The sequence below is a fragment of the Streptomyces sp. NBC_00654 genome, from assembly GCF_026341775.1.
Classification (GTDB): Bacteria; Actinomycetota; Actinomycetes; order Streptomycetales; family Streptomycetaceae; genus Streptomyces.
In genome coordinates this window covers 1,628,729-1,642,035 of record NZ_JAPEOB010000002.1, presented here as the reverse complement: position 1 = coordinate 1,642,035, position 13,307 = coordinate 1,628,729, and the positions used below count along the sequence as shown (strand labels likewise).

The following is a 13,307-nucleotide window of genomic DNA, read 5'->3' as shown; positions in this document are numbered from 1 at the left end:
GACGTCCGAAAAGGACCGGAACGGAGGGAAGAGGCCCCCGCACTGTCAGCGGCTGCTGAGACCATCGGGGGCATGACGACGATCGACTGGGACGCCGCCGCCGACTCCTTCGACGAGGAGCCCGACCACGGGCTGCTCGATCCGGCGGTCCGCCATGCCTGGGCCGGGCGGCTGGAGGGCTGGCTGCCCGCCACCGGCTCCGAAGTGCTCGACCTGGGCTGCGGGACCGGCAGCATCTCGTTGCTCGCCGCCGGTCAGGGGCATCGGGTCACCGCCGTCGACCGCTCGCCCCGCATGGCCGAGCGGGCACGCGCCAAGCTCGCCGGGACCGGCACCGAGGTGCTGGTGGGGGACGCCGCCCGGCCGCCGGTGGGGGACCGGCGGTTCGATGTGATCGTGGCACGGCACGTGGTGTGGCTGCTGCCCGATCCGGCGGCGGCCCTCCGCCACTGGTTCTCCCTGCTGAGGCCGGGCGGGCGGCTCGTGCTGATCGAGGGGGTGTGGGGAGGCGTCGGGCTCTCCGCGGCCCGTCTCACCGGGCTGCTGGCCCCGCACACGGAGCGCATCCACCACGAGGCCCTCTCCGGGGACGCCCGGCTGTGGGGCAGGGAGGTGGACGACGAGCGGTATGCCCTGGTGGCCCGCGCGGAGCCGCCGCGGCGGCACACCGAGGTCGTCGACGTCCATCTGATCCTCCGCCGGGGCCCCGACGTCCTGCTCGCCCGCCGGGCCGGTACGGGATACGGGGACGGCCTGTTCAACCTGCCCTCCGGCCACGCGGAGGACGGCGAGGACGTCCGGGAGGCGATGATCCGGGAGGCGTCCGAGGAGATCGGCGTGGCGCTGGACCCCGAGGAGCTGCGGGTGGCGCTCGTGATGCAGCACCGGGGTCCCGGCGGTGGTCCGCGCATGGGCTGGTTCTTCGAGGCGGAGTACGACGCGGCCCGCCCGCCGCGCAACGCCGAGCCGGACAAGTGCGCGGAGCTGGCCTGGTTCCCGCTGGACGGCCTGCCGGACGACATCGTCGCCTACTGCCGTGCGGGACTCGACGGATACCGCGCGGACGAACGGTTCCTGATCCACTGGCACGAGGACGGCGACACCATCGCGTACGACCCGGCGGGCGTCCGCCGGGCCGTCCCCCTGCCGCCCGCCGGGGCAGGCACCGGCCGGGTCCACCACATCGAGCTCTGGGTGCCCGACCTGGCCGGGGCCGCGAGGAGCTGGGGCTGGCTGCTCGGACGCCTCGGCCATGTCCCGTACCAGCAGTGGCAGTACGGCCGCAGCTGGCGGCGCGGCGACAGCTATCTCGTCCTGGAACAGTCGCCCGACCTGGCCGACGGCCCGCACGACCGCCGCCGCCCCGGTCTCAACCACCTGGCCTTCCACGTCCGCGACCGGGCCGCCCTCGACGCCCTGGTCGACGATGCCCCCGGGCACGGCTGGCGGCTGCTGTTCCCCGACCGTCATCCCTACGCGGGCGGCGCCGGGCACTGCGCCGCGTATCTGGAGGACCCGGCGGGGTACGAGGTGGAGCTGGTGGCGGGCACGTGCTGAGGGTCGTCCGCAGGGTCAGCTCAGGGCCGGGCGCACGGCGGGGCGGGCCCTCACGCGAGCAGCGGGGCCAGCCCTTCGGTGCGGGCGAGGTGTTCCAGTTCGTCCAGGGCCCGCACCGCCGCGCCGGCCGCGGCCGGGTCGCGTACGGCGAGGCCGCTGTCGGCGAACTCGTCCTCGTCCAGCCGCAGTACGGACGAACCGTCCGCCGACACCCACAGGTCGAGATCCAGATCCTCGACCTCCAGCACGCCGTCCGCCAGGAGGGCGGGCCGGGTGATGTCGCAGTACCAGCCCTTCAGCTCGCCGGCACCCGTGCGTACCTCCTTCACCGCGAACCACCGGTCCCGCCAGTAGTGCTCGGTGAACACATCCCCCGGTTCGAACCGTACGAAGCCGAAGTCCCGGATCCCGGGCGCCGCCCAGGGAGCCCTCACGGTCACCCGCCCGCCCTCGTCGCGGATCAGACGGGCGGGGTAGCGGATCTTGGTCCGGCCCGCCTTGGTCAGGGCGACGACCACGTCCGCCGGTTCAGCCGAGTGCGCGGACATGGCGTACCTCCGTGGCACAGATCCGGTAGCCGAACCACTCGTTGATCGCCAGCATCGGACCGTTGCCCGCGTCATTGCCGGTGTACGCGTCCGTGTATCCGGCGGCGCGCGCCCGGTGCAGGGAGTCGTTCTTCGCGAGCTTCGCCAGCCCCCGGCCGCGGTGGGCCCGGCGGGTTCCGGTCATCCCCGTCGCATACGTCGTGCCGCCGTCGGTGGTGGCCGCGCTGAACGCCGCCACCTCGCCGTCCACCATCGCCACCGAGGTCAGCTCACGGTCGAAGGAGGGATGGCGCCAGGTGCTGTTCAGCCAGTCCTCGTAGTCCGCCAGTTCGGAGGGGGTGTCGCTGGGCTCGTCCGCCGTCGTCTCCGCGTCCGCCTCGAACAGCGGCCGCGGATCGTCGGCGAAGGAGGCCGCGGTACGCAGTTCGACGCCCGCCGGGACGTCCTGGAGCGGCGGCAGTGTGCTGTTCTTCAGGTCGAGGTGGAGGAAGTGGGCCGGGCGGCTGGGCCCGTAGCCGCGCTTCCGGGCGAACTCCCGGCAGGCCGTCTCGTCGAGCACCCAGGTGTACACGGCGACCGCCCCGACCCCGGCCAGATACTCCTCGGCCGTGCTCAGCAGCAGCGAACCCGCCCCGCGCCCCAGCCGGTCCGGGTGGGTGTACGGGTTGCAGAACCCCTGGCCGGGCTCGGGGGTGTCGTGGGAGATGCCCACCTGCGCGGTTCCGACGACCTCCCCGTCCTCCTCGGCGACCAGCAGCCGGTACCGGCGGTCCGGATGGGCGGTGGCGAGGTCGAAGGCCACCTGCTCGGCCGTGGTCACCATGTACGGAAGGGCGGCCCGGCGCACCCGTACCCAGCCCTCGGCATCGGTGGGGAGGAAGTCGCGAACAATCACAGTCATGCGCCGGACGCTACGTGGAGCACGGCCGCGACCGCCTCCCCATTTTCCCGCGGTGGGGGAGAATCGCCCCGTGACTCTGAAGATCGCCATTGACCCGGATGCCGGCACCGCCCCGTACGAGCAGTTGCGCACGCAGCTCTCCGAACTGGCCCGCTCCGGCGCTCTGCCCGTCGGCTACCGGCTGCCGACCGTACGCGGCTTCGCCGATGAACTCGGCCTCGCCGCCAACACCGTGGCCAAGGCCTACCGGGCGCTGGAGGCGGACGGGGTGATCGAGACCCGGGGCCGGAACGGGACCTTCGTCGCCGCGGCGGGGGACGCGGCCGAGCGGAAGGCCGCGGCCGCCGCGCAGGAGTACGCCGAACTGGCCCAGCGGCTCGGGCTGTCCCGTGCGCAGGCGGTGTCGCTCGCCCAGGACGCCGTGCGGGCCGCGTACACGCGCTGACGAAGCCCCGGACGCACCGGGTCCGCCGGGCGGAGGTACGGCAGCGGGGACGGCGGACCGCCGCTCAGAGATACAGGCCCGCGTCCGCTCCCGCGTCCTGCTTCGGCACCGACGCGGGCCCGCTGCCGCGGCGCAGCGCGTACAGCTCCGCGAGCGTCGCACCGTCCCGTCCCAGCCCCTCCTCCGTACCCAGCCAGGACACCGACTCCTGGTGGGTCAGCGGCCCCACCTCGATACGGGCCAGGCAGCGGCCCGGCCTGACGACCGCCGGATGCAGCCGTTCCAGGTCCTCATTGGTGGTGACCCCCACGAGGACGTTGCGGCCCTGGCCCAGCAGACCGTCCGTCAGGTTCAGCAGCCGGGACAGCGCCTGGCCCGCCGTGTGCTTGGCCTCGCCGCGGATCAGTTCGTCGCAGTCCTCCAGGAGCAGCAGGCGCCAGCGTTCCTTCGCCGTGCCGTCGTCCTCGCCGATCGCGATGTCCATCAGATAGCCGACATCGTTGAAGAGCCGCTCCGGGTCCAGTACACAGTCGACCTGGCACCAGTCGCGCCAGGACCGGGCCAGGGTGCGCAGCGCCGAGGTCTTGCCGGTGCCCGGCGGGCCGTGCAGCAGGAGCAGCCGGCCCGAGATGTCGTCGGGGGTCACCTTCATCAGCCGGTCCATGGCCTCGGCCACCGGAGCGGTGTAGTTGGGGCGGACCTCGTCCCAGGTCCCGGCGGAGATCTGCCGGGTGGTGCGGTGCGGCCCGCGCCGGGGCGAGACGTACCAGAAGCCCATGGCCACGTTGTCGGGCTGCGGTTCCGGCTCGTCCTGGGCGCCGTCCGTCGCCTGTCCGAGCACCTTCTCCGCCAGCTCGGGGCTGGTCGCGGTGACGGTGAGGTCGGCGCCGCGGCTCCACCGGGAGACCAGCAGGGTCCAGCCCTCGCCCTCGGCGAGCACGGCACTGCGGTCGTCGCCCCGGGCGGCCCGCAGCACCTTGGCGGCCGGAGGCAGCAGCGTGGCCCCGGACTTGACGCTTTCGAGGGAGGAGCTGTGGGAGTACGGCTGCTCACCCGTCGCGAACCGGCCGAGGAACAGCGCGTCGACGACATCGGAGGGTGAATCACTGTCGTCGACGGTGAGCCGGATCGGCAGAGCGGACTCAGGGTTGGCGGACATGGCGCCCATGATCCGGCACGGGACCACCCCGCGCACCCGGGTTTCACCACTTCGTACCGGGGCCGGCCGCCCCGGCGTCCGGTGAACTCAGGGGGGCGGCAAGGCGCATTCGACAAATATCTTTGACATGCACACTTCCTGATCGGCGGTGGGTCCTGCTACGACGTAGGGACGCAGATACCCCTGCTCAAGGAGGTCCCATGAAAATGTCCAGACTCGTGGCGTTCTCGTCCTCTCTCCTGCTCGGTACGGTGCTCGCCCTCACCGGCGCGGGTGCGGCGAGCGCCGCGGATTCCGTGAAGGCCGTCGACTACGTGGCGCTCGGCGACTCGTACTCCTCGGGTGTCGGGGCCGGCAGCTACGACAGCGGCAGCGGCGACTGCAAGCGCAGCACCCGCGCCTACCCGGCGCTCTGGGCCGCCGCCAACTCGCCCGCCTCGTTCGCCTTCACCGCCTGCTCCGGCGCCCGCACCGGTGATGTCACGGGCGGTCAGCTCGGTCCGCTGAACTCCTCGACCGACCTGGTCTCGATCTCCATCGGCGGAAACGACGCGGGCTTCGCCGACGTCATGACCACCTGTGTCCTCCAGTCGGAGTCGACCTGTCTGAGCCGGATCGCCACGGCCCGCAGCTATGTCGACTCCACCCTTCCCGGCAAGCTCGACTCCGTGTACGCGGCGATCAGCGCCAAGGCCCCCTCCGCCCGGGTCGTCGTCCTCGGCTACCCCCGCTTCTACAAGCTGGGCGGCAGCTGCCTCGCCGGTCTGAACGAGAACGAGCGCGCCGCCATCAACGGCGCCGCCGACTACCTCAACGCGGCCACCGCCAAGCGGGCCGCCGACCACGGCTTCACCTTCGGTGATGTCGCGAAGACCTTCACGGGCCATGAGATCTGCTCGGGCAGCGCCTGGCTGCACAGTGTGAACTGGCTCAACATCGGCGAGTCCTACCACCCCACCGCCGCCGGGCAGTCGGGCGGCTATCTGCCCGTCCTGAACTCGGCCGCCTGACCGCGGCCGGCCGGCCGTCCGTCGCCGGTGCCCGTGGCAGGAGGCCTTGTCCGCCAGGGTCTCCTGCCTGTGGCTCCGACCTTCCGATCTGTCCAAGTCGCCCAGGAATCGGACAGATTCGGTAACTGGTCGTCAACCTCCGTATGTGTGTGCTCAATCCTGTGGCCGGGATACACGGGTGTCACTGCGGGGGGATAGGGTTAACCTGCCCGAGCCGGGTGCCCTCGTACGGGTGGGGAGTGACATGGAACAGATAACGGTGCGAAGCAGGCCGCGTGTGCCTGCCATTACATGCGGAAGCAGCGCGACCAGTTCGCGCCTCGACCGCCATCTCGCGGTGCTCGGCGGCCCTGCCGTCCCACAGCGTGATGCCGCGGAAGCGACGCTGCTGATGCGTGAGCTGACCTCGCGCGATGCCGCGCACCGCCGCCGGAGCAAGAGCGCGCGTGTCTCGCTCTTCGCGCCCCTGCGGCGACTGCGGCGCTCGCTCTTCGGCAGCCGCCGCTGAACCGACCGCATCACTCCGGGCCGGCCCGCTGTTCGGGACGGCGCGGGCGATCACACCTCCCGGCACAGCACTGCTGCCTGCTCGTCCGTCATTCCCAGGGCTCGCAGCAGTGCTTCGGTGTGCTCGCCCGGCGCTGGAGCGGCACCCGGCCCCGCCCTCACCGGCTCGGTGCGGGAGCCGCGGCCGGAGCGGGCCTGCGGCCCGGTCACAGCAGGGCGAACTGTCCCTCCGGCCCTTCCTCGTGGTGATCGAGCACGGACGCGGGCCGCCGGGCCGCCGCGGGAACGGGCAGCACTCCGGCGCCCACCAGTTCCTCCCGGGTGATCAGCGGCGCCCCGTCCAGCCGCGCCAGCAGCGCCTGCCGACGGTCCTCCAGCCCGTCGAGGAGCGCGAGGACGGTGATGAGTTCGAGGAGCTCCGAGGTCCACTCCTGCAGCCAGCCGTGCGGGCCGACCGCCGCCAGGCCCCCGTCCACCGGCGGCCGCCCGGCCTCAGCCGTGCTTTCCGGTCCGTTCCCCGCCCCGCTGCCCGGTGCGCTTCCTGTTCCGCTTCCTGTTCCGCTTCCGTTCGCGGCACCGTTCCCGGCGCCGGTGCCGGGCCCCGCCGTCGCCGCCGTACGCCGCTCGAACCAGAGCTCCAGCATCCGTACGCCGCCCACCCGGAACTCCCAGGCACCCGCCGGTACGGGGGAGATACGGCCCTCGCCGACGGCGAGCACCTCGCCGTCCGGGTCGTAGTCCAGCGTCCGCGGCCGGGGCGGGATCGCGGCCCGCACATAGGGGCGACGGCCGCCCGGCAGCCGGGGGCGCTCCCCGCCGCGTGCCCCGCGCAACTGCGGCCGCATCAGCTCCCGGCCCAGCCCCACACCCGCTGCCCAGAGCCGCCTGTCGGCGGGCAGGGGCACCCGGCAGCCGCCGGGGGAGGGGAGGGCGACGGCGAGGGCCCAGGCCAGGACGGACTCGGCGGTGAGCGCGTCCTCGCTGCTGCCGTCGTTGCCGCCCCAATTGCCGCTGCCGGTGCCGCTGCCGCCCTCGTCGCCCAGCCGGCCACGCAGCAGATCGAGCAGGCCCGGCGCCAGATTGGGTTCCGTGCCGCCCGGCCGCCGGTACAGCGGCCGGATCCGGCCCGGCCGGCCGGCGGGGGAGTGCCCGTCGGGAAGCAGCGCGCTCACCCAGAGGGCGGGCCCGGTGCCCTGGGGGACGGAGCCGTGCTCGACGGCGAAGAGCTGGTGCCCGTCGGCGACCCGCCACAGTTCGGGGCGGGCGGCGTCGATCAGCCGGTGATCGGGGATCAGCCACTGTTCGTCGAACGGTCCGTGCAGGATCCGTACGGGGTCGGGGAACGGGCCGGGGTCCCGGGCGAATCTGCCCGTACGGGTGGCCCGGCCGGGCAGGGCGGCGACCGCGGTGTGCGGCGTACGGTGGCGGCTGGGCGCGAACAGCCTCTCCCGCTCGGCGCCTTCGGCCCGGACCAGCCGCTCCCAGCGCGCCCTGAGCGTCGCCGGGTCGGGGCTCCTCACCCAGGGGCGTCCGGTTCTGAGGGGCCGTACAGACCACGGCATCAACTCGTCGAGCAGTGGGAACTCCGCGTTCCCGCCGGCTCCGGCCGCCCTCCGCGCTGCCACCGTGTCGTCCTCCGCCCCGCCGCGTCCGCCGAACCACCGGCATCGTAGCGGCGGGCGGTGCCACCGTGGGGTGGGGTCAGTGCGCCTCGACCGTCACGGAGAAGGAGAAGCGGTCTCCCCGGTATCTGATCCGCGCCACATCCACGACGCGTCCGTCGTCGTCGTAGGTCACCCCCGTGTAGTGCAGGATCGGGCTGAGCAGCGGGACCTGGAGCAGCTCGGCGGTGTCCGGGTCGGCCAGGCGTGCTTCGACGGTGTCGGTGATCCGGGAGATCCGCACCCCCACGGCGTCGCGCAGCACCTTGGTCATCGGCCACCGTTCGAGATCGGCCACATCGAGCCGGGCCGCGATCTCGGGGCGCAGCGCGTTCTCCGCCCAGTTGGTGGGCTCGCCCGTCTCGCCGTCGCAGCGGAGGCGCCGGTAGCCGACCACCTCGGCGCAGTCCGGGAAGAACTCGGCGAGGTCGCCCGGAACCGGGCCCGGCCCGTGGCCGAGCACGGTGGTCCGCTCGCCCGACTGCTGCGCCACGATCGCGTCGACCGAGCCCAGCAGCCGGACCGGCGAGACGCGCCGGGCGCGCGGCTCGATGAAGGTGCCGCGCCGCCGGTGCCTGCTGATCAGCCCTTCCGTCTCCAGCTCCTTGAGTGCCTGGCGCATGGTGAGCACGCTGACCCCGTAGTGCGCGGCGAGCTGCTCCTCGGTGGGCAGCCGCGGGGAGGCGTCCTGCGGGCGACCCAGTATCGAGGCCCGCAGCGACTGCGAGACCTGGTACCAGAGAGGGAGCTTCCGGTTCAGGACCAGGGAGTCGGGTGCGAAGGAGGGCGGGCGACGCGCCTCGGTCGCCCTGTGCGCTTCGTTCGCCCCACGCGCGCCCTGGGTCCCACGCGCGCCCTGGGTCCCACGCGTTCCCTGGGCCCCGAGAGCCCCCTGCCCCCCGAGAGCCCCCTGAGCCCCACGCGTTCCCTGGGCCCCGAGCACATCCCCGGCCCCGTGCGGTCCATCGACCCGGCTCGCGCCCTGAGCTTCGCTCACCCTGCCCACCTCGTTCAGCTCGCTCGCCCTCCGCCGTCCCGGCACTGCGGCCCGGTCCGCCCGGTCCGCCTATGGCCGGAAGTTGCGGGTCAGACCCTGCCATACGTCGTCGTACCCGCGCTGCAGGTGGTCGGCGCCCGCGGCCTGCGAGGTCGCCGTGACCGGCCACCGCGTCTCGAACATGAAGGCCAGGCCGTCGTCGATCTTCTGCGGCTTCAGCTCCGCCGCGCTCGCCCGGTCGAAGGTCTCCCGGTCGGGACCGTGCGCGGACATCATGTTGTGCAGGGAACCACCGCCCGGGACGAAGCCGTCCGCCTTCGCGTCGTACGCCCCCTCGATCAGTCCCATGTACTCGCTCATCACATTGCGGTGGAAGTACGGCGGGCGGAAGGTGTCCTCGCCGACCAGCCAGCGCGGGGCGAAGACCACGAAGTCCACTCCGGCGAGTCCGGGGGTGTCGGACGGTGAGGTCAGCACGGTGAAGATCGAGGGGTCCGGGTGGTCGTAGCTGATGGTGCCGATGACATTGAAACGGCGCAGGTCGTAGACGTACGGGGTGTGGTTCCCGTGCCAGGCGACGACATCGAGCGGGGAGTGGCCGTACGTCGCGGACCACAGGTTGCCGCAGAACTTGTTGATCACCTCGACAGGGCCCTCGTGGTCCTCGTACGCGGCGACGGGCGCCAGGAAGTCCCGGGCGTTGGCGAGGCCGTTGGCGCCGATCGGGCCGAGGTCGGGGAGGGCGAACGGCTGACCGTAGTTCTCGCAGACATAGCCGCGGGCGGTCTCCTCCAGCAGCTCCACCCGGAAGCGGACACCGCGCGGGATCAGCGCGATCCGGCCCGGTTCGGCGTGCAGCAGGCCCAGTTCGGTCCGCAGCAGCAGACCGCCGCGCTCCGGGACGATCAGCAGCTCACCGTCGGAGTCGCTGAACACCCGGTCCGTCATGGAGGAGTTGGCGTGGTAGAGGTGCACGGCCATGCCGGTGCGCTGCGCGGCGTCGCCGTTGCCGCCCAGCGTCCACAGACCGGAGAGGAAGTCGGTGCCGGGGGAGGGGGCGGGCAGCGGGTTCCAGCGGAGCCGGTTGGGGTCGGGGACCGACTCGGTGAACGGTGCGGTGCGCACGGCGCCGTTGTCGACACGGACGAACGGCGGGTGCGCCGCGGAGGGGCGGATCCGGTAGAGCCAGGAACGCCGGTTCCGGGCCCGGGGTTCGGTGAACGCGGACCCGCTCAGCTGCTCGGCGTACAGCCCCAGCGGGGCGCGCTGCGGTGAATTGCGGCCGTGCGGCAGGGCGCCCGGCACCGCCTCCGAGCTGTGCTCATTGCCGAAACCCGAGGAATAGGCCAGCCCCTCCGCCGTCTTCCTCGCCTGCTCGATGCCGCTCATCATGCGCTCCCGGTGCTGAGGGTGCCTGGAATCCGCCGGACAACGAATCCTATGGGTAACCGTAGGAATCGGAACCTGGCGCGTCAACGGCATTCGTGGTGCGCAAGGGGGTTCCAAAAGATGAACAATGCTCTACTCTCCCGCACATGTCGTGGACACGCAGACTCCTGGTGGTTCTCGCGGCGCTCGTCGCCGCGCTGCTCGCGGCCCCGGCCGCCCAAGCGCACGAAGAACGGCCGCTGACCCTGCCCGACGGCACCGGCAGCGTCCCCGAGTACCGCACCGGACCACCGGACCTGCTGGTCTGCAAGACCGACCGGGCGGACTTCGTACGCCGCACGGCGGGCTTCCCGGCCCGGCTGCGCGCCCGGAACATGGCCCTCTTCGAGCAGTGCCGCGAAACCGGCTACCGGCATCTCCAGCAGGCGGTCGACGCGGCCGTCCGGCCCGGCACCAACATCGCCGTCCTGCCGGGCCTGTACGAGGAGGAGCCCTCGCTCCCGAAACCGGCCGGGGAGTGCGCCCGGCTCAAGGCTCCCGACTCGCAGCTCGGCTACCAGATCCTCAGCTACGCGCAGCAGGAGCGGTGCCCGCACAACCAGAACCTGGTCGCGATCCTCGGCAAGAAGAACCTCCAGATCGAGGGGACGGGCGCGGACCGCACGGATGTCGTCATCGACGCCAAGTACCAGAAGCTGAACGCGATCCGCGCCGACAAGTCCGACGGGATCTACTTCAAGAACTTCACCGCGCAGCGCACCACCTTCAACTCGCTGTACGTCCTGGCCCAGGACGGCTTCGTCATCGACGACGTCCTCACCCGGTGGAACGACGAGTACGGCTTTCTCACCTTCGCCAGCGACCACGGGCTCTACAAGAACTGCGAGTCCTACGGGAACGGCGACTCCGGCATCTATCCGGGCAGCGCGTCGAACATCAACGACGGCCGGGGCTACGACGTCCCGCGCTACGCCATCGAGATCACCGGCTGCCGGAGCCACCACAACATGGTCGGCTACTCCGGCACGGCGGGCGACTCCGTCTACGTCCACGACAACGAGTTCGACCACAACATGGGCGGCGCCTCCATGGACAGCGCCTTCCCCGGCCACCCCGGCCTGCCGCAGAACCACGCCCGCTTCGAACGCAACCTGATCCACGACAACAACGCCGACTACTACCCGTACGTCGCCGACGGCACCTGCGCCAAGCCCCCCGTCGAACGCGGCTACGAGCGGGGGGTCGTCTGCCCGCAGATCTCCATGCCCCCCGGCACCGGCATCATCACCGCGGGCGGCAACTGGAACCTGTACGAGAACAACTGGGTCTACGGGCACGAGCGCGCCGCGTTCTTCCTGAGCGCCGCCCCCGCGTTCATCCGGGGCGAGGACTCCCTCGCCAAGCAGACCGACACGTCCCATCACAACCGCTACGCCGACAACCACCTCGGCACGGACAAGCAGGGCAGGTCCCGGCCCAACCGGACCGATGTGTGGTGGGACGGACAGGGCGAGTCCAACTGCTGGCAGCCCGGAACGGGACCCTCCACCCCGCGCACCCTGCCCGAGTGCGGGGCGGAGCGCGGCGAGGTGTCCGGGTCCACCGACCGGCTGGCCGGCGAGCCGGTCAAGCTCGCCCATCTGCTGGTCTGCGCCGACTACAGCGTGCAGGCGCGCCGGCTCCCGGCGGGCTGCGACTGGTACGGGGCACGGGGCATCGAACGCATCGAGGTGCAGGCGGCCCTGGGGCTCGCGGTGGTTCTCGCCCTGGTCGGCGGGGTGCTGTGGTGGCGCAGGCTGCGCCACAGCCGGGCCGCGACCGCGCTGACCCTGCTCGGCGCCGTCGGCCTGGCCCTGGATGTGGCCGGCGCGACCATGGGGCTCACCTCCACCTATCTGCCCGCGGTGGCGCTGCTGCTGACGGGTGTGTGGTGGACCGGCATCGGGCTCGTGCTGCGCCGCGAGCGGCCCGGCTTCGGCTGGACCACCGTCGCCCTGGGGACGCTCACCCTGCTGGACGCCTTCGACAAGGGGGTCCTGATGATCCCGTGGATACCGCTGAGCCCGGCGTGGGTGCGTGGGCTGCTCGGTGTGGTGTGGGTGGTGTGGGCGGTCGTCGCCGCGGCCCGGCACGGCGCGGAGGCCGCGGAGCGGGCCGGCGGGTCCCAGGAGAGCCCCGGCGACCCGGACCGGCAGCACTCCGCCGCCCGGCCCACCCCGAACGGAGAGTTGTCATGAAACCGGCCCGTACCCGCACCGCCGGCCCCGTGAAGGTCCCGGTCGGCCGCGAACAGGCGGCGAAGGCCCGTACCCGCACCGTCGCACTCCTTGCCGCCCTCACCCTCGCCCTCGTCCTCGGGGCGAGCGGCTGCGGCGGGCGCGCCACCACGCACCACAAGCCCGGGACCGGCCATGAACAGGCGAGCGGTGCCGTCGGGCGACTGCTCGCCGCGGACGACGGCAACGGCCACCGTCTGCGCCAGGTGGACGCGGACCGGGCGCCGGAAGCGGAGCTCTCCGTGCGGCCCGACTCCGAGGACGGCTGGAACGTCCATGTCTCCGTACGGAACTTCCGCTTCACCCCGGACAGCGTGGGCGGTGCGGCCCTTCCCGGGCGCGGCCATGTCCGCCTGTTCCTCGACGGACGCCCGCTCGCCCGGCTCTACGGGCCCTGGTACCACCTCCCCGGCGCGCTCGCCCGCTCCACGGCAGACGGTCCCCGCTCCCTCACCGCCCGGCTCTACGCCGACGACCACACGGCCTGGGCCGTCGCGGCCGGCCCGATCGAGGCCACCGCTCCTCTCGCCCCCGGCGCTTCCGGTACGTCCGGTGCCTCCGGGAAACCGTCAGGTCCACCGGAACGGCCCGCCGCCGACCGCACCCTGGACATCTCCATCGCCCACGGCAAGGTGAGTCCCGCGCCCGGCCGCACCGAGGTCGAAAAGGGCGAACGTGTCGCCCTTCGGGTCCGCAGCGACCGCGCCGACACCCTCCACGTCCATGGCTACGACAAGGAGGCCGATCTGCCCGCCGGCCGCACCACCACCCTCACCCTCACCGCCGACCGCACCGGGCTCTTCGAGGTCGAGACACACGGGTCCGGCCTGCTCCTGACCCAGCTCGTCGTACGGTGA

General features: G+C 72.5%; 12 protein-coding genes. 6 read left to right on the top strand and 6 right to left on the bottom strand.

All coding sequences use genetic code 11. From position 1 onward, the window contains the following. Positions 1-72 precede the first annotated feature (72 nt). Positions 73-1,557, top strand: coding sequence for a trifunctional class I SAM-dependent methyltransferase/NUDIX hydrolase/VOC family protein (locus OHA98_RS27550; RefSeq protein WP_266929429.1), 1,485 nt, complete (start codon positions 73-75; stop codon positions 1,555-1,557). Positions 1,558-1,607: 50 nt separating this feature from the next. On the opposite strand, the gene OHA98_RS27545 is transcribed toward OHA98_RS27550, so the two are convergent. Both OHA98_RS27545 and OHA98_RS27540 read right to left on the bottom strand, forming a co-directional pair. Next, complete coding sequence (locus OHA98_RS27545) at positions 1,608-2,105, bottom strand: DUF402 domain-containing protein (RefSeq protein WP_266929428.1); 498 nt, start codon at positions 2,103-2,105, stop codon at positions 1,608-1,610. Continuing rightward, positions 2,086-3,006, bottom strand: coding sequence for a GNAT family N-acetyltransferase (locus OHA98_RS27540; RefSeq protein ID WP_266929427.1), 921 nt, complete (start codon positions 3,004-3,006; stop codon positions 2,086-2,088). The genes OHA98_RS27545 and OHA98_RS27540 overlap by 20 nt, the downstream gene beginning before the upstream one ends. A 70-nt stretch (positions 3,007-3,076) precedes the next feature. Between OHA98_RS27540 and OHA98_RS27535 the strand changes: the two genes are divergently transcribed. Beyond that, on the top strand, positions 3,077-3,451 hold the full coding sequence (locus tag OHA98_RS27535; RefSeq protein ID WP_266929426.1) for a GntR family transcriptional regulator: 375 nt from the start codon (positions 3,077-3,079) through the stop codon (positions 3,449-3,451). 64 nt (positions 3,452-3,515) lie between these two features. Here the strand turns inward: OHA98_RS27535 and OHA98_RS27530 are convergent, their stop codons facing one another. Beyond that, a complete protein-coding gene (locus OHA98_RS27530; RefSeq protein WP_266929425.1) occupies positions 3,516-4,610 on the bottom strand; it encodes a DUF5925 domain-containing protein in 1,095 nt (364 codons plus the stop codon). Positions 4,611-4,810: 200 nt separating this feature from the next. Here OHA98_RS27530 and OHA98_RS27525 point away from each other — a divergent pair, with 200 nt between their 5' ends. Beyond that, entirely contained in the window at positions 4,811-5,620 is an 810-nt protein-coding gene (locus tag OHA98_RS27525; protein WP_266929424.1) for an SGNH/GDSL hydrolase family protein, read from the top strand. Positions 5,621-5,864: 244 nt separating this feature from the next. Next, the gene (locus OHA98_RS27520) at positions 5,865-6,128 is read left to right on the top strand and encodes a hypothetical protein (RefSeq protein ID WP_266929423.1); all 264 of its coding nucleotides are present in this window, start codon (positions 5,865-5,867) and stop codon (positions 6,126-6,128) included. 205 nt (positions 6,129-6,333) lie between these two features. On the opposite strand, the gene OHA98_RS27515 is transcribed toward OHA98_RS27520, so the two are convergent. The 3 genes from OHA98_RS27515 to hmgA all read right to left on the bottom strand — a co-directional run bounded on the left by OHA98_RS27515 (position 6,334) and on the right by hmgA (position 10,174). Beyond that, positions 6,334-7,752: a type ISP restriction/modification enzyme gene (locus OHA98_RS27515; RefSeq protein ID WP_266929422.1), complete on the bottom strand. Its 1,419-nt coding sequence runs from the start codon at positions 7,750-7,752 to the stop codon at positions 6,334-6,336. Between the two features lie 76 nt (positions 7,753-7,828). After that, the gene (locus OHA98_RS27510; protein ID WP_266930934.1) at positions 7,829-8,554 is read right to left on the bottom strand and encodes a GntR family transcriptional regulator; all 726 of its coding nucleotides are present in this window, start codon (positions 8,552-8,554) and stop codon (positions 7,829-7,831) included. Between the two features lie 300 nt (positions 8,555-8,854). After that, positions 8,855-10,174 carry a homogentisate 1,2-dioxygenase gene (gene hmgA, locus OHA98_RS27505; RefSeq protein WP_266929421.1) on the bottom strand — a complete coding sequence of 440 codons (1,320 nt, stop codon included), beginning with the start codon at positions 10,172-10,174 and terminating at the stop codon, positions 8,855-8,857. 146 nt (positions 10,175-10,320) lie between these two features. Here hmgA and OHA98_RS27500 point away from each other — a divergent pair, with 146 nt between their 5' ends. Together OHA98_RS27500 and OHA98_RS27495 are read left to right on the top strand one after the other, a co-directional pair. Further along, positions 10,321-12,411 (top strand): right-handed parallel beta-helix repeat-containing protein, encoded by a 2,091-nt coding sequence (locus OHA98_RS27500; protein WP_266929420.1) that lies wholly within the window; start codon positions 10,321-10,323, stop codon positions 12,409-12,411. Next, positions 12,408-13,307, top strand: coding sequence for a hypothetical protein (locus OHA98_RS27495; protein WP_266929419.1), 900 nt, complete (start codon positions 12,408-12,410; stop codon positions 13,305-13,307). Before OHA98_RS27500 ends, OHA98_RS27495 begins: the two co-directional genes overlap by 4 nt.

Bases quoted from the DNA above. Each gene is read 5' to 3' on its own strand.
- OHA98_RS27550 (WP_266929429.1), top strand. From the start codon at position 73: ATGACGACGATCGACTGGGACGCCGCCGCCGACTCCTTCGACGAGGAG.
- OHA98_RS27545 (WP_266929428.1), bottom strand. From the start codon at position 2,105: ATGTCCGCGCACTCGGCTGAACCGGCGGACGTGGTCGTCGCCCTGACC.
- OHA98_RS27540 (WP_266929427.1), bottom strand. From the start codon at position 3,006: ATGACTGTGATTGTTCGCGACTTCCTCCCCACCGATGCCGAGGGCTGG.
- OHA98_RS27530 (WP_266929425.1), bottom strand. From the start codon at position 4,610: ATGTCCGCCAACCCTGAGTCCGCTCTGCCGATCCGGCTCACCGTCGAC.
- OHA98_RS27525 (WP_266929424.1), top strand. From the start codon at position 4,811: ATGAAAATGTCCAGACTCGTGGCGTTCTCGTCCTCTCTCCTGCTCGGT.
- OHA98_RS27520 (WP_266929423.1), top strand. From the start codon at position 5,865: ATGGAACAGATAACGGTGCGAAGCAGGCCGCGTGTGCCTGCCATTACA.
- hmgA (WP_266929421.1), bottom strand. From the start codon at position 10,174: ATGAGCGGCATCGAGCAGGCGAGGAAGACGGCGGAGGGGCTGGCCTAT.
- OHA98_RS27500 (WP_266929420.1), top strand. From the start codon at position 10,321: ATGTCGTGGACACGCAGACTCCTGGTGGTTCTCGCGGCGCTCGTCGCC.
- OHA98_RS27495 (WP_266929419.1), top strand. From the start codon at position 12,408: ATGAAACCGGCCCGTACCCGCACCGCCGGCCCCGTGAAGGTCCCGGTC.